Origin of the sequence: Bradyrhizobium sp. SZCCHNS1022 (assembly GCF_032484835.1) — a bacterium.
Taxonomy (GTDB): domain Bacteria; phylum Pseudomonadota; class Alphaproteobacteria; order Rhizobiales; family Xanthobacteraceae; genus Bradyrhizobium.
In genome coordinates, this window is record NZ_JAUETT010000004.1 from 428,058 (window position 1) to 442,908 (window position 14,851).

The 14,851-nt window shown below is 64.1% G+C and carries 10 protein-coding genes and 1 riboswitch; of the genes, 7 read left to right on the top strand and 3 right to left on the bottom strand.

Translation table 11 applies throughout. The features are described 5' to 3' along the window. The first annotated feature begins 359 nt into the window (after positions 1–359). The 3 genes from recA (at position 360) to QX071_RS24800 (ending at position 3,816) form a co-directional block, all read left to right on the top strand. Positions 360–1,451 (top strand): recombinase RecA, encoded by a 1,092-nt coding sequence (recA, locus tag QX071_RS24790; RefSeq protein ID WP_315706091.1) that lies wholly within the window; start codon positions 360–362, stop codon positions 1,449–1,451. A 250-nt stretch (positions 1,452–1,701) separates the two neighbouring features. Next, complete coding sequence (locus QX071_RS24795; RefSeq protein ID WP_315706090.1) at positions 1,702–2,733, top strand: hypothetical protein; 1,032 nt, start codon at positions 1,702–1,704, stop codon at positions 2,731–2,733. 27 nt (positions 2,734–2,760) lie between these two features. Beyond that, positions 2,761–3,816 carry a DUF1835 domain-containing protein gene (locus tag QX071_RS24800; protein ID WP_315706089.1) on the top strand — a complete coding sequence of 352 codons (1,056 nt, stop codon included), beginning with the start codon at positions 2,761–2,763 and terminating at the stop codon, positions 3,814–3,816. Between the two features lie 5 nt (positions 3,817–3,821). On the opposite strand, the gene gcvP is transcribed toward QX071_RS24800, so the two are convergent. The 3 genes from gcvP to gcvT all read right to left on the bottom strand — a co-directional run bounded on the left by gcvP (position 3,822) and on the right by gcvT (position 8,372). After that, complete coding sequence (gcvP, locus tag QX071_RS24805) at positions 3,822–6,695, bottom strand: aminomethyl-transferring glycine dehydrogenase (RefSeq protein ID WP_315706088.1); 2,874 nt, start codon at positions 6,693–6,695, stop codon at positions 3,822–3,824. Between the two features lie 150 nt (positions 6,696–6,845). After that, positions 6,846–7,211: a glycine cleavage system protein GcvH gene (gcvH, locus tag QX071_RS24810; protein ID WP_315706087.1), complete on the bottom strand. Its 366-nt coding sequence runs from the start codon at positions 7,209–7,211 to the stop codon at positions 6,846–6,848. A 9-nt stretch (positions 7,212–7,220) separates the two neighbouring features. Continuing rightward, a complete protein-coding gene (gene gcvT / locus QX071_RS24815) occupies positions 7,221–8,372 on the bottom strand; it encodes a glycine cleavage system aminomethyltransferase GcvT (RefSeq protein WP_315706086.1) in 1,152 nt (383 codons plus the stop codon). Between the two features lie 140 nt (positions 8,373–8,512). Continuing rightward, positions 8,513–8,624, bottom strand: a riboswitch (glycine riboswitch). Between the two features lie 178 nt (positions 8,625–8,802). Between gcvT and alaS the strand changes: the two genes are divergently transcribed. The 4 genes from alaS to QX071_RS24835 all read left to right on the top strand — a co-directional run bounded on the left by alaS (position 8,803) and on the right by QX071_RS24835 (position 14,829). After that, a complete protein-coding gene (alaS, locus tag QX071_RS24820) occupies positions 8,803–11,487 on the top strand; it encodes an alanine--tRNA ligase (RefSeq protein WP_315706085.1) in 2,685 nt (894 codons plus the stop codon). Positions 11,488–11,510: 23 nt separating this feature from the next. After that, positions 11,511–12,737, top strand: coding sequence for a cyclic nucleotide-gated ion channel (locus QX071_RS24825; protein WP_315706084.1), 1,227 nt, complete (start codon positions 11,511–11,513; stop codon positions 12,735–12,737). 964 nt (positions 12,738–13,701) lie between these two features. Then, complete coding sequence (locus tag QX071_RS24830; protein WP_315706083.1) at positions 13,702–14,145, top strand: hypothetical protein; 444 nt, start codon at positions 13,702–13,704, stop codon at positions 14,143–14,145. A gap of 201 nt (positions 14,146–14,346) precedes the next feature. Then, the gene (locus QX071_RS24835; protein ID WP_315706082.1) at positions 14,347–14,829 is read left to right on the top strand and encodes a flavodoxin family protein; all 483 of its coding nucleotides are present in this window, start codon (positions 14,347–14,349) and stop codon (positions 14,827–14,829) included. The last annotated feature ends 22 nt before the right edge of the window (positions 14,830–14,851 follow it).

Here is a 14,851-nt window from a genome sequence, read left to right on the forward strand (position 1 = left end):
CCTGGTTCTGGACGGGTTCCATCGGCGCAGTTGGCGCTCTTGCGCGCCGCGCGACACGCAACCTTCACAGGTGCGGAATGAGAGAGAGTCGCCGATCCGCCTTGCTGGCTATCGACGTCGAGCGCGAGACGCGTCGCGGTTGCTGCCGCAATCGACGGCGGGCCGCCTGCTCGCTCTCGGGTTAGGACGCGGAGGGGGGCCCATCGGGCGGACGCCTAAAAGTCGCGGGTCTGGCAACGGAACATATTGCGAACAGAGAACAGATCGGGTACATTGCGCGGCAGATGCACCAAAGATTACCGGCCCCAGTCTCGTTAACCGTTTGTCCATCCCGCGAATCCCCGCCATAAGGAGCGCCAATGTCCGCCACCGCCCTGCGTATCGTCGAAGGTTCCTCCATGGATAAAAGTAAGGCGCTGTCCGCAGCCCTGTCCCAGATCGAGCGCCAGTTCGGCAAGGGCTCGGTCATGAAGCTCGGCAAGAACGACCGCTCGATGGATATCGAGACGGTGTCGACCGGCTCGCTTGGGCTCGACATCGCGCTCGGGGTCGGTGGCTTGCCGAAGGGGCGTATCGTCGAGATTTACGGGCCGGAATCCTCGGGCAAGACGACTTTGGCGCTGCATTGCGTGGCGGAAGCACAGAAGAAGGGTGGCATCTGCGCCTTCATCGATGCCGAGCACGCGCTCGACCCAATCTACGCGCGCAAGCTCGGTGTCAATATCGACGAGCTCCTGATCTCTCAGCCCGACACCGGCGAGCAGGCTCTGGAGATCTGCGACACCTTGGTGCGCTCCGGCGCGGTCGATGTGCTGGTGGTCGATTCCGTGGCGGCGCTGGTGCCGAAGGCTGAGCTCGAAGGCGAGATGGGCGAGTCGCTGCCGGGCCTGCAGGCGCGGCTGATGAGCCAAGCGTTGCGCAAGCTGACCGCCTCGATCAACAAGTCCAACACCATGGTAATCTTCATCAACCAGATCCGGATGAAGATCGGCGTCATGTACGGCTCGCCGGAAACCACCACCGGCGGCAATGCGCTGAAATTCTACGCCTCGGTTCGTCTCGACATCCGCCGCATCGGTGCGATCAAGGAGCGCGACGAGGTGATCGGCAATTCCACCCGCGTCAAGGTCGTGAAGAACAAGCTGGCGCCGCCGTTCAAGCAGGTCGAATTCGACATCATGTACGGCGAGGGCGTCTCCAAGATGGGCGAGATCCTCGATCTCGGCGTCAAGGCCGGCATCGTCGAAAAGTCAGGTGCCTGGTTCTCCTATGACAGTCAGCGGCTCGGGCAGGGACGCGAGAACTCCAAAGCTTTCCTGCGCGCCAACCCGGACCTCACTGCCAAGATCGAAGCTGCAATCCGCCAGAACTCAGGCCTGATTGCCGAGCAGATCCTGGCTGGCGCAGAGCGCGATGCCGACAGCGACGGCGAAGAGCCGGCCGAAGAGTAAGTCTACGACGACAGCGGGCGCTAAGGATGTCGACTTGCCGTCCTGCGCCCGTTTGCGCGTGGGGCTCCGCCGAAACGTATCTTCAGGCTGATCCACCTCGATTCGGAAGGCGAGAACACCCGTTTTTCCGATGTTCAATACAAACAGATCTCGACTTGAAGAATTGACGACGAGCGCGCGGGCGAACTGACTGGATCCGCGCAACTATTTCGCACTTGTCTCTGTCATATGCGCTGCATGGTGGCGAGCGATGACGCGCCTTATCCTGACGCCGAACTATCTTTACTCGAAATCGGATACGACCGAGCAGACTGATCTGTTCCTGCATTTCGGTCACTGCTTCGGACGTCATCTGCAACGGCTGGTGTTTGGTCGTCCGCCCACCACGGATGAACTGGAGGACCGCTTCGATGTGCGATCCGAACAACGACACCAAAAGCGGGGTTCGCACTGGCTGGACTTCATTCCCTCGGAACGTCTCGACCAGTTCGAGGTGCGTGGCATTGGTCTGGCCCAGCTTTGCGCATGTTTTGAAACCGTTGAGGTTTGGGTCGAGTCGACCGCCAACGACCAGCTCGAGCTGATTTGGCTGCTGGACTATCTCAGACGTCGCAAAGCCGTTCCGCCGCATTTTTTCGTTCGCCCGGTCGAGTGGCTGGTCGGCCGTTCCACCGAGCAGTCGGCCGAAATGGAAGTTCCCCGGATTCCAATTACGTCCGCGCATGTCGATCTCGCCTCCAGAGCCTGGCAAGCCTATCGTTCGCCGACACCGCAAGCATGGTGCGATCTGCTACGAGAGGATTTGAGCGCGTTTCCGCTTATGCGCGACACCGTGCTGAGGTTGCTTATTGAATTACCAGCCCCAGGCACCGGCCTTGGGTCGACCGAGATGGGATTGCTGGAGTTGATCTATCCCGATCCTCCGCACCGGTTCAGCGTCATCCTCAACACGCTCGTCTATTTCAACGGCTATTACCGCCACACGATCTTCAACGACTGGGAGACCGCTGTTCTGGCTGAGCCGCTGGCTTTTGGCCCGGTACCTGCGATCATGGAGCTCAATCCCGAACTCCAGATCGTTGAGCTCGGAAATTTTCGGCGGCGCCTCGATATCTATCGGGAAAGTTGGCCTCGGTTGACCGATTTCGGTGAGGCAGTCCTGACCGGCCGTACGGATTTCAGCCGGCACAATCCGATCCATCGCTGGTGGGGCAGTACTGAACTGACCAACGGAAATTTGTGGCGGTGGGACCCGATCGCGAACGTCTTGATCGCGCCTTGAGCCGACCAGCTCTGCGGAGGCAGGAGCATGACGCGTTTGATTCTAACGGCCGATGATTCCAGCGCCGGGGCGCTTCGCAGGGGCGGCTTTGCCGACCTTGTGGTGCCAATTCTCCACCGGTTCGTGTGGGGACCGCTGCCGCCCGATGCCGACCTGTCGGCTTATCTCGGCACCCACACCACGCGGCGCGAGATCGGTCACTGGTTGGATTTCGCCTCGCGCCGCGACTTCATGGCGGTCGGAGGGCGGACGCACAGCTTCCTCGATCTCGTCGAGCGTTGCGACAGCGTCGAGCTATGGATGGATACCCGTCCGAATGACCAGTTGGTCTTGGTCTGGTTGCTGGATTATCTGCGCAATCATGCGCAGGTCGCAACGAAGATCGTGTTGCGGCATGTCGATGCAGCGCTGTTCGATGCGTCGACGAAGCAACTCGCCAGTCGAACGATTGCCGGGGTTGAACTCGCACGCGAGCATCTCGACTCGGCTCATTTGGCCTGGCAGTCGTTTCGGGCGCCGACTCCGCAACCCTGGTTCGATTTGTTGAACTACGATCTCAGCGCATTGCCGCAGCTGCGCCGCTGCGTGCAGGAGATGCTCGATGAGCTTCCGGGGGCAGCGACAGGGCTCGGAGCCTCGGAACTGCGCATCCTCGAATTGCTGTCGGCCGGTTATCAGCATCCGTTCGACCTGTTTCCGCATTATCGCGAGCGCTTTCAGCGGCGCGTCTTCGACTATTGGGAAGCAGGCGCACTCCTGGAAAATCTGGCGCTGGCGACGACGCCTGTAATTTCGGGCCTTGCCGAATGGCCGTTCTCGGTCGAGATGCACGACAGTCGCGAGCGCCTCGATCGCTACAAGGCCAGCACGCTGTCGCTGACGCCGCTCGGCAAGGCGATCCTGGCCGGGCAGGAGGATTTCAGCAGGCACAATCCGATCCGGCGCTGGTGGGGCGGCACCGAATTGACCAACGCCAATCTCTGGCGTTGGCATGCGGTGCTCATCGCTCCGGACCCCGATCCGCTGCATATCTTCGAATGCCGGGAGCCGTGGCGCTCAATCGATTTCCCGGAGTATGCGTGACCGGCTTACTCCGCCGCTTCCGCGTAGTCCGCCACCGGCGGGCACGAGCAGACCAGATTGCGGTCGCCATAGACGTTGTCGACGCGACCGACGGGGCACCAATATTTATCGGTGCGCGCGGAGCCGGCCGGGAAGCAGCCTTCGCTGCGGCGATAGGCGCGGTTCCAATCATCGTCGGCGACGTCATGCACCGTATGGGGCGCGTGCCGCAGCGGCGAGGCTTCGATCTTGAACCGGCCTTGCTCGACTTCGGCGATCTCCTTGCGGATCGCAATCATCGCGTCGCAGAAGCGATCGAGCTCCGCCTTCGATTCTGATTCGGTCGGCTCGATCATCAGCGTTCCCGGCACCGGGAAGCTCATCGTCGGCGCGTGGAAGCCGTAGTCGATCAGCCGCTTGGCGATATCGTCGACGGTCACGCCGCTGGTTTGCTTCAGCGGCCTCGGATCGATGATGCATTCATGCGCGACGCGGCCGCGCTCGTTGCGATACAGCACCGGAAAGTGCGGATCGAGCCGCGCGGCGATGTAGTTGGCATTGAGGATCGCGATCTCTGTCGCCTGCTTCAAACCCTCGCCGCCCATCAGCAGCATGTAGATGTAGGAGATGGTCAGGATCGACGCCGAGCCGTAGGGCGCGCCGGAGACCGGCCCCTGCGCGCGTGAGCTCTCGCCATCGGCAGCAGGATGTCCCGGCAGGAATGCTGCGAGGTGCGCCTTGACACCGATCGGGCCCATACCGGGACCGCCGCCGCCGTGCGGAATGCAGAAGGTCTTGTGCAGGTTGAAGTGACTGACATCGGCGCCGTAGTCGCCGGGACGCGCCAGCCCGACCTGCGCGTTCAGATTGGCGCCGTCGAGATACACTTGGCCGCGATGAGCATGAACGATGTCGCAGATCTCGCGGATGTGCTCCTCGAACACGCCGTGGGTCGACGGATAGGTGATCATGATGGCGGCGAGATCGGCCGCGTGTTTCTCGGCCTTGGCCCTGAGATCGGCGACATCGACGTTTCCGCCCGGATCGCAGGCGACGACCACCACCTCCATGCCCGCCATATGCGCAGAGGCCGGATTGGTGCCGTGAGCGGAGGAGGGGATCAGGCAGATCTTGCGATGGCTCTCGCCGCGCGAGGCATGGTAGCCGCGGATCGCGAGCAGCCCGGCATATTCGCCTTGCGCGCCCGAGTTCGGCTGCAGCGACACCGCATCGTAACCGGAGATCCTGCACAGCCAGTCTTCAAGCTTGGCAAACAGTGCATGATAGCCGGCTGCCTGCGCGCGCGGGGCGAACGGATGCAGGCTGGCGAATTCCGGCCAGGTCAGCGGGATCATTTCGGTGGTCGCGTTCAGCTTCATGGTGCAGGAGCCGAGCGGGATCATGGCGCGGTCGAGCGCGAGATCGCGGTCTGCGAGCTTGCGCAGGTAGCGCAGCATCTCGGTCTCCGAGCGATGTGCATGGAACACCGGATGGGCCAGGAACCGGCGCTGACGCTTCAAACCGGCCGGCAGCGCCTCGCGCGCTTCGGCCTCGATGGCCGCATAAGACAGTTTTCCGCCGAAGGCACGCCATACCGCTTCGACGGTCTCGGCCGTCGTGGTCTCGTCCAGCGCAATACGCAAGCTGCGCGCGCCGAGGCCAAGATTGATGCGCTCGCCGAGCGCGCGCGCAACGATCTCGTCGCGCCGGTCGCCGACCTCGACTGTCACCGTGTCGAAGAAGACCTCGTTCGACGGCGCAAAGCCGAGCTTGCGCAGGCCGGCCGCCAGCACCGCTGTGCGGCGATGGACGGTGCGCGCGATCGCGGTCAGTCCCTCCGGGCCGTGATAGATGGCGTACATTGCGGCGATCACCGCCAGCAGCACCTGCGCGGTGCAGATGTTGGAGGTCGCTTTCTCGCGGCGGATGTGTTGCTCGCGGGTCTGCAGCGCCAGCCGATAGGCCGGGGCGCCGCGGGAGTCTACCGACAGCCCGACGATGCGGCCGGGCAGCGAGCGCTTTAGCGCATCGCGCGCCGCCATGTAAGCCGCATGCGGCCCGCCGTAGCCCATCGGCACGCCGAAGCGCTGCGCCGAGCCGATCGCGATGTCGGCACCCAGTTCGCCAGGCGAGGCGATCAAGATCAGCGCGAGCAGGTCAGCAGCGAGGATCGCCAGCGCGCCTTTCTCATGCAGTTTCGCGATCGCCGTGCGCGGATCGCACAAGGCGCCGGTCGTGTCCGGATATTGCAGGATGCCGCCGAACACGTCCGCCTTGTCGAGATCGGTTGCGGGATCGCCGACGATCAGCTGCCAGCCGAGCGGCTCGGCGCGGGTGCGCAGCACCGCGAGCGTCTGCGGATGCACGTTCTTGTCGACGAAGAAGGCCTTCGCCTTGGCGCTGGCGGAGCGTTCGGCAAGCGCCATCGCCTCTGCCGCTGCGGTTGCCTCGTCGAGCAGCGAGGCATTGGCGACATCCAGGCCGGTCAGGTCGCAGATCATGGTCTGGAAGTTGAACAGCGCCTCCAGCCGGCCCTGGCTGATCTCGGGCTGGTACGGCGTATAGGCCGTGTACCAGGCCGGGTTCTCCAGGATGTTGCGTTGGATCACCGCCGGCATGATCGTGCCGGAATAGCCTTGGCCGATCAGCGAGGTGAACAGCTGGTTCTGGCCTGCAAGCACGCGCATGTGGTCGAGCGCCTCGGGTTCGTTGAGCGCGGGCCCGAGATCGAGCGGTGCCGTCTGCCGGATCGAGCCGGGCAGGGTCTGCGCCATCAGCTCAGACAGGCTCTTTGCGCCGACCGTCTCCAGCATCGCGGCGACGTCGCGCGGCGATGGGCCGATGTGGCGGCGGGCGAAGGTGGTAGCGGCGTCATCGAGCGGCTTGAACGGCGCGGTCATGAGAGGATCCTTGCTATGCCTCGTCATGCCCCGCGACGGCGGGGCATCCAGTCAACACTGACGTCGAAATCAAACGGAGGGAGCGCGGCGTGCTGGATCGCCCGGTCGAGCCGGGCGATGACAGCGGAGAATGATGCCGCGATCTTCCCATCACGCCGTGTGCGCTTTGTAGGCGGCCTCATCCATCAGCCCGCCGAGCTCGCCTTTGTCGGCGATCTTCACCTTGAAAAACCAGGCCTTGCCGACGGCATCGGTATTGACCAGCGCAGGCTCGTCCACGATCGCCTGATTGACCTCGACGACGTCGCCAGAGATCGGTGCGTAGACGTCGGATGCGGCTTTGACGGATTCGACCACCGCGGCGGCTTCTGCCTTCTTCAAGGTGCGGCCGACCTTGGGCAACTCCACGAATACGACGTCGCCGAGCTGCGCCTGCGCGTAATCGGTGATGCCGACGGTGGCGACATCGCCGTCGATGCTGAGCCATTCGTGGTCGGAGGTGTAGAGCGTGGTCATGGGCATCCTTCAGCGCTTGTAGGTGTTGGGGACGAAGGGCATGGCGGCGACGCGCAAGGGCAGGCGCTGGCCGCGCACATCGGCAAAAAGCCGTGTATCGATCGCGGAGAGAGACGTCGGCACATAGCCCATCGCCACTGGGCCGTTGAGCGTCGGACCGAACCCGCCGGAGGTGATCTTGCCGACCGGCTCCGTCGTATCGGGCGCCGCAAACAGCAATGCACCCTCGCGAACCGGCGCGCGGCCCTCGGCCTTCAGCCCGACTCGCCGGCGCGTGGTACCGTGCTCAAATTCGCCCAGGATCTTTTCGGCGCCGGGAAAGCCGCCGACCCGGGCGCCGCCGGTGCGGCGAATCTTCTGCACCGACCATTCCAGGGCCGCTTCGACCGGCGTGGTCGTGGTGTCGATGTCGTGACCATAGAGGCAGAGGCCGGCTTCCAGCCGCAGGCTGTCGCGGGCCCCTAACCCGATCGGCAGCACGTCCTTGTCCGATAACAGCGCGTCAGCGAGCTTCTCGGTCTGGTCGGCCGGAACCGAAATCTCGAACCCATCCTCCCCGGTGTAGCCGGAGCGCGACACGTAACAATCGAGCCCGTCGACGCTGCGCGGTCCCGCATCCATGAACCGCATCGACTCGACGTCTGCGCTCAGCTTCGCCAGCACGGATGCCGCTTTGGGTCCTTGCAGGGCCAACAGCGCGCGGTCAGTCAGCGGCCGCACCTCGCAGATGTCGGACAGCCCGGCGCGCAAAAGTGCCTCGTCGGCCTCCTTGCAGGCCGCGTTGACCACCAGCACCAGATGCTCGCCGAAATTCGCGACCATCAGGTCGTCCAGAATGCCGCCGGCCTCGTTGGTGAACTGTGCGTAGCGCTGGCGGCCCGGTGCGATGCCGACGATATCCTGCGGTACCAACCGCTCCAGCGCGAGCGCGGCGTCGGCGACCTGGCCGGATTTCGGAACCAGGGCAATCTGGCCCATATGGGAAACGTCGAACAAACCCGCGGCCGCGCGGGTATGGAGGTGCTCTTTCAGCACGCCCGCCGGATATTGCACCGGCATCTCGTAGCCGGCGAACGGCACCATCTTGCCGCCGAGGCTGACATGCAGGCCGTAAAGCGGGGTACGTTTCAGAGGAGCGGAATTAGCATCTGGAGCAGCCATCACAGGGACCCTCGAAGGTTCCCGGGACCATTCCCGGGCCAACCGATCGAAGCCCCATCTGTCGCTGTGCCTGAGAGTATTATCCCGTCGGCGGACGCGGTCCGGGCTGATGCCCGTCGGCGCCTCTTTCCAGATGCAGTTTAAGCCGCGCGGTCCTTTTGCCTGAGAGTTTCCGGGGCGGTTGCTCCTTCGGCGCCGATCCCTCAAGCTCAAGAAGAAGCTTGAAGACCGGTCTCTCCCGACGCGGCTGTCGTCAGTATGTGGGAAGAAACACGAGAGCATGCAAACTGTCAACGCGGCCCGCAAGCTTTCAACGGGCTTTCAAGCGCGTAGGCCAAGTGCATGATTTCCTGCACAGTTCCTGGACAGGGCAGGGGGGCTTGTCTAAAAGCGTTGCGCCGAATTCCCGGACTTTTTCGATTGGATTGCTATGAGCGGCGTCAACGAGATCAGGTCGACCTTCCTTAACTTCTTCGCCGAGAACGGCCACGAGATCGTGCCGTCCTCGCCGCTCGTGCCGCGCAACGACCCGACATTGATGTTCACCAATGCCGGCATGGTGCAGTTCAAGAACGTCTTCACCGGGGTCGAGAAGCGCCCCTACAGCCGCGCCACCACCTCGCAGAAATGCGTCCGCGCCGGCGGCAAGCACAACGACCTCGACAATGTCGGCTACACCGCCCGCCATCACACCTTCTTCGAGATGCTCGGCAACTTCTCCTTCGGCGACTATTTCAAGGAGAACGCGATCGAGCTCGCCTGGAAGCTCGTCACGAAAGAATTCGGCCTGCCGAAGGAGAAGCTGTGGGCGACCGTCTATATCGATGACGACGAAGCCTTCGGACTCTGGAAGAAGATTTCCGGCCTGCCGGAATCGCGCATCATCCGCATCGCCGGCTCGGACAATTTCTGGCAGATGGGCGACACCGGCCCCTGCGGCCCCTGTTCGGAAATCTTCTACGACCATGGCGACAAGGTCTGGGGCGGCCCGCCCGGCTCCCCGGAGGCGGATGGCGACCGCTATATCGAGATCTGGAACCTCGTGTTCATGCAATACGAGCAGTTCGAGGGCGGGGCGCGCACACCGCTGCCGAAACCGTCGATCGACACCGGCGCGGGGCTCGAACGCGTCGCTGCCGTGCTGCAGGGCAAGCACGACAATTACGACATCGACCTGTTCGTCGCGCTGATCCGGGCCATCGCCGACCTCACCAATGCCGATCCGCAAGGGCCGCAGAAGGCTTCGCTCCGCGTCATCGCCGACCACCTGCGCGCCTCCTCCTTCCTGATCTCGGACGGTGTGCTGCCCTCCAACGAAGGCCGCGGCTACGTGCTGCGCCGGATCATGCGCCGCGCCATGCGCCACGCCCAGCTGCTCGGCGCCCGCGAGCCGCTGATGCACCGCCTGGTCGGCGCGCTCACGCGCGAGATGGGCCAGGCCTATCCCGAGCTGATCCGCGCCGAGAGCCTGATCAAGGAGACGTTGCGGCTGGAAGAGACCCGCTTCCGCAAGACCTTGGAGCGCGGCCTTGCCATTCTCGATGAGAAGGCGGCTGGCCTGACCAAGGGCGACATGTTCGACGGCGATGTCGCCTTCACGCTCTACGACACCTATGGCTTTCCGCTCGACCTCACCCAGGACGCGCTGAAGTCGCGCGGCATCAGCGTCGACCAGGCTTCCTTCACCGACGCGATGGAGCGGCAGCGGGCGAAAGCGCGCGCTGCCTGGGCAGGTTCGGGCGACGCGGCGACCGAGAGCGTCTGGTTCCCGCTGCGCGAGAAGCTCGGCGCCACCGAGTTCCTGGGCTACGAGACCGAGACCGCGGAAGGCGCGGTGACCGCGCTGGTCAAGGATGGCGCGGAGGTCGAGAGCCTCAAGGCCGGCGAGACCGGCGCCGTCGTGCTCAACCAGACCCCGTTCTATGCCGAATCCGGCGGCCAGGTCGGCGACCTCGGCGTGATGCGCGGCGACGGCGTGACGTTCCGCGTCACCGACACCCAGAAGAAGGCCGGCGATCTGTTCGTCCACCTCGGCACGGTGGAGCAGGGCACACTCAAGCTCGGCACCGCGCTGCAGCTCGATGTTGATCATGGCCGCCGCTCCGCGATCCGCGCCAACCATTCGGCCACCCACATCCTGCATGAGGCGCTGCGCCAGGTGCTCGGTGACCACGTCGCCCAGCGCGGCTCGCTGGTCTCGCCGGACCGGCTGCGCTTCGACTTCGTGCATCCGAAGCCGATCACCTCGGACGAGCTCGCCCGCGTCGAGGACATCGCCAACGAGGTCGTGCTGGAGAATTCCGAAGTCACGACCCGGCTGATGGCGCTCGACGACGCCCGCGAGGCCGGCGCCCGCGCGCTGTTCGGCGAGAAATATGGCGATGAGGTCCGCGTGGTGGCGATGGGCAATGCCGCGCGCGACCACGGCAGCAACGCCCAGGCCGCAAATACCATGGGCTGGTCGGTCGAGCTCTGCGGCGGCACCCATGTCAAGCGCACCGGCGACATTGGCTTGATCTCGGTGACCTCCGAGAGCGCGGTCTCCTCCGGCGTGCGCCGCATCGAGGCGCTGACCGCGCGCGGCGCGCGCAAGCACGCCAACGACACCATCGCGCTCGCCAAGCACGCCGCCGCCGAGCTGCGTTCCACGCTCGACGACGTTCCGGCGCGAATCACGGCGCTGATGGAGGAACGCAAGAAGCTCGAGCGCGAGCTGTCGGACGCGCGCAAGAAGCTCGCGATGGGCGGTGGTGCTTCCGCGGGGGGTGGCGCTTCCGCGGTCCGCGAGGTGGCCGGCGTCAAGCTGATGGCGCGCGCTGTCGAAGGCGTCGAGGTGAAGGACCTCAAGAGCCTCGTCGACGAGGCCAAGAAGCAGCTCGGCTCCGGGGTGGTCGCGATCGTCGGCCGTAGCGAGGATGGCAAGGCCGGGGTCGTGGTCGGTGTGACCGCGGATCTCACCGCGCGCTTCAACGCGGTCGAGCTGGTGCGCGCGGCCTCGGAGGCGCTGGGCGGCAAGGGCGGCGGCGGCCGCCCCGACATGGCCCAGGCCGGCGGGCCCGATGGAGCCAAGGCCGATGCTGCGCTGGCCGCGATCGAGAAGGCCATGGCCGGGTAAACAATGAGCGCGAGTCTGTCGCGATGATCGGGCGTCACAGGACCATCAAGGATCCCGATCTGCGCGACCGGCTCTACGAGCTGCTCGAACACGATCATCTGCCGCTGTCGGTCGGCTCCCGCTTCGTGCGGATGATCGTGATCGTGATCGCCGTCGATGTGCTGGTGACGACCCTGGCCTCGGTGCCGCAGCTCGATGCGCGCTTCGGCCCGACCTTCACCGCGGCGAAGGTGATGGCCCTGCTGGTTTTCGCCTTCGAATATTTCGCCCGTCTCTGGAGCATCGCCGGCCACACGCCGCGCAGGGGCTCGGCCGTCCGCGACCGGCTCGGCTACGTCTTCTCCGCGCTCGGCATCATCGATCTCGGCGCCTTCCTGCCGGCGGCGATCGTGCTCGCGATCGGCGATCACGCCATGCTGGCGATGCTCTGTGTGCTGCCGTTCCTCAAGCTGGTGCGCTATTCGCCGGCGATGCGCTCGCTGCTGGCCGCGATCCAGGCCGAGCGGCGCACTTTGGTCGGCTGCATCGTCATCCTGATCGGCGCGGTGCTGTTGTTCGCGTCCTTGCTCTATGCGGCCGAGCGCGACGTACAGCCCGACAAATTCGGCACGCTTCCGGATGCGATGTGGTGGGCGATCGTCACGCTCGGCACCGTCGGCTATGGCGACGTGGTGCCGGTGACCACGCTCGGCAAGCTCATTACTGTGTTCGCGATCGTCGCGGGCTTCGCGATGATCGCGCTGCCGGTCGCGATCATCTCCAGCGCCTTTGCCGAAGAGGTGAAGCGGCGCGACTTCGTCGTCACCTGGGGCATGCTGGCGCGGGTGCCGCTGTTCGCGCGTCTGTCCGCCGGCGAGATCGCCGACATCATGCGGCTGTTGCGCGCGCGCACCATCGAGGCCGGCGAGGTGCTGGCGCGCCGCGGCGACACCGCGACGTCGATGTACTTCATCACCGCGGGCGAGGTCGAGATCGAGCTGCCGACCCAGCGCGTGCGGCTGGTCGACGGCGCCTTTTTCGGCGAGATCGCGCTGCTGCACCGGACCAAGCGGAGCGGCACGGTCAAGGCGCTGCGCAAGACGCGGCTGCTGGTGCTCGATGCGCAGGACTTTCATGCGCTGATCGAGCGCATGCCAGCGCTCGCTGCCCATGTGAAGACCGTCGCCAAGGCGCGGATGGCCGACAGCGGCGATCTCGCCGTCGTCGAGATCTCCGAAGGCGCCGCACATGACGACCAGCCGGAGACATAGGGACGGACAGCGCATCTCGCTGCGACCCTCCCCTGGAGGGGGAGGGTCGGCGCACATGAGCAACGCGAATGTGGGCCGGGGTGGGGGGATCTCTCCATGCGCACTGCCGTCTGTGGCTTCACCCCACCCCGCTCGCCCGCTTCGCGTGCGATCGACCCTCCCCCTCAAGGGGAGGGTAAGACTGTGATCGCAGCGTTAGCCATCGTACTCAACAGCTTCGCCTGTTGAGCGAGCGAGAGTCTGGTAGCTGCGAAGCTCTTTCATCTTCCGGGCGTGCCCCATCGCTCCCGCGACACGACGCGCCCGGGATGCGTGAAGCTCGAGCCCTCGAAATTTGTGAGGGCGCAGGGAATGCCGGGTATCCGCTGATACCCATGGCCCGCGTGCGAAAAAGAATGCACGCGGCGGAAACCACAGGTCCAGCCGGATAATCCCGGCATTCCCTGCACGATGGTTTACGCCTTATACGCGCTCTCCCCGGGGACCGGCGTTCTTGCCCCCGTCACTTCACGAGATGCGCCGAGCGCGTCCCGTGAAGCTTGGCCTCAGCACCGGGAGGCCAGGACCACGCGATTTCGCCGTCCGCCGCATTGCCAGTCGTCTGCATTTTGAAACGCGCCTGGCCTTGCGAGCGTCCATCGCATTGCCGGTCCAACGTATCGTGACGACGCGTACGCCCCTCATCCGGACCGGAACGCGCGAAGCATACGACTGATTTGCTGATTTTCGGAAGTTGTTTATTTTGGCCAGGCATCTTGAAATGAGCGATGGCTTTGGAATGGCAAGTGAAATTGGCTCTTTGGCGTAGGCGTGTTTCGGGCATGTCTGCTGTCGCTTCCATCCGCCAGGAGGACTCATTTTTGCCTGCCGGGCAAATCGGCCTAGGCGCATCAATCGCGATCCCTTAGTTGCTTTCGATTTCAAGCTTCCGCATGATCGCGTTCAGTGCGAGCAGAGACTTGAAATGCAAAAAGCATCCCTCAAAGGAATTGTAATAGGAAGCATCACGGATGTAGTATTCAGCTACGTTATTCTGATCCTTTTAGCTGTCTATTTCACAGTGGCATCAGGATCGGGAGTGCGTCCAGATCATGGTGCCGCCTCCGCAAGAATCCTGATGGGAAATGCCTGGTTTGTAGTCTGGGGCAGGATATTTGGCTCATTCGGCTCTGTGTTAGGTGGTTACGTCGCGGCGCGTATCTCCAAACATGACGAAGTGCTGAACGGCATACTTTCTTTCATCTATTCTGTGCGTCGGCAGCGCTCCATATGCCTTGATCAGCGGAACAGCCGCGGGCCATCAATGGTCTTATCTCGCCTGTTTGCTAATGAGCCCGGCGCTGGGTGCTCTAGGTGGCCTTTTGCGATCCCATCAGATGGCGTCGCAGGGTTGATTGGAACGCCGTAAGGCGGATCGGCCGCAGTGTAGTCGGCTACAAAATCTGTCGGAGGAGGCGTCGCGGGCTACGGCTTCGGTGAGCCCGCCGTACGATCGGTCAGTCATGTGTCTGCCTACGACCGTCGTACTCTTGACTCTTGATCTGACTCAAGGTCGACGACCGGTGCCACCCTATTGTGACTGGCGAGCATGCCGAGGAGCGTGAGAGCGATGCGAACGCTTGTCGTGTTCTATTCCTTGTCAGGGACGACGCGCGCGGTTGCGCAGGTGATCGCAAAGGCGCTCTCGGCCGATGTCGAGGACATCAGCTGCGCGCGATACCAGCGGAGCTTCGGCAGCTACCTCAGGGCTTCCTATGACAGCTGGTCGAACAGCCTGCCGCAGATCGGACGCTTGCAGCATGCGCCGTCGGATTACGACCTGGTCGTCGTCGGTTCTCCGATCTGGGCGTGGCGGCCCGCCACGCCCATCCGTGCCTATCTCCAGGCGCAGGCGGGCAAGTTGAACAACGTCGCCTTCTTCCTCACCCATGGCGGCTCGCCACCGGGCAGGTCGTTTCGCGAGATGAAAGACCTGGCCGGTGCCGCGCCGAAGGCCACCGTCGCCATACGCCAAATCGACGTCGCGAATTCCAACTTCGGTCCCGCCGTGTCGCGCTTCGCAGCTTCACTACAAGATGCCATGGCGGACTGAGCAGCTATCAGGCCTGGCACGT

Bases quoted from the DNA above. Each gene is read 5' to 3' on its own strand.
- alaS (WP_315706085.1), top strand. From the start codon at position 8,803: ATGAGCGGCGTCAACGAGATCAGGTCGACCTTCCTTAACTTCTTCGCC.
- gcvT (WP_315706086.1), bottom strand. From the start codon at position 8,372: ATGGCTGCTCCAGATGCTAATTCCGCTCCTCTGAAACGTACCCCGCTT.
- gcvP (WP_315706088.1), bottom strand. From the start codon at position 6,695: ATGACCGCGCCGTTCAAGCCGCTCGATGACGCCGCTACCACCTTCGCC.
- QX071_RS24800 (WP_315706089.1), top strand. From the start codon at position 2,761: ATGACGCGTTTGATTCTAACGGCCGATGATTCCAGCGCCGGGGCGCTT.
- QX071_RS24825 (WP_315706084.1), top strand. From the start codon at position 11,511: ATGATCGGGCGTCACAGGACCATCAAGGATCCCGATCTGCGCGACCGG.
- QX071_RS24830 (WP_315706083.1), top strand. From the start codon at position 13,702: ATGCAAAAAGCATCCCTCAAAGGAATTGTAATAGGAAGCATCACGGAT.
- recA (WP_315706091.1), top strand. From the start codon at position 360: ATGTCCGCCACCGCCCTGCGTATCGTCGAAGGTTCCTCCATGGATAAA.
- QX071_RS24795 (WP_315706090.1), top strand. From the start codon at position 1,702: ATGACGCGCCTTATCCTGACGCCGAACTATCTTTACTCGAAATCGGAT.
- QX071_RS24835 (WP_315706082.1), top strand. From the start codon at position 14,347: ATGCGAACGCTTGTCGTGTTCTATTCCTTGTCAGGGACGACGCGCGCG.
- gcvH (WP_315706087.1), bottom strand. From the start codon at position 7,211: ATGACCACGCTCTACACCTCCGACCACGAATGGCTCAGCATCGACGGC.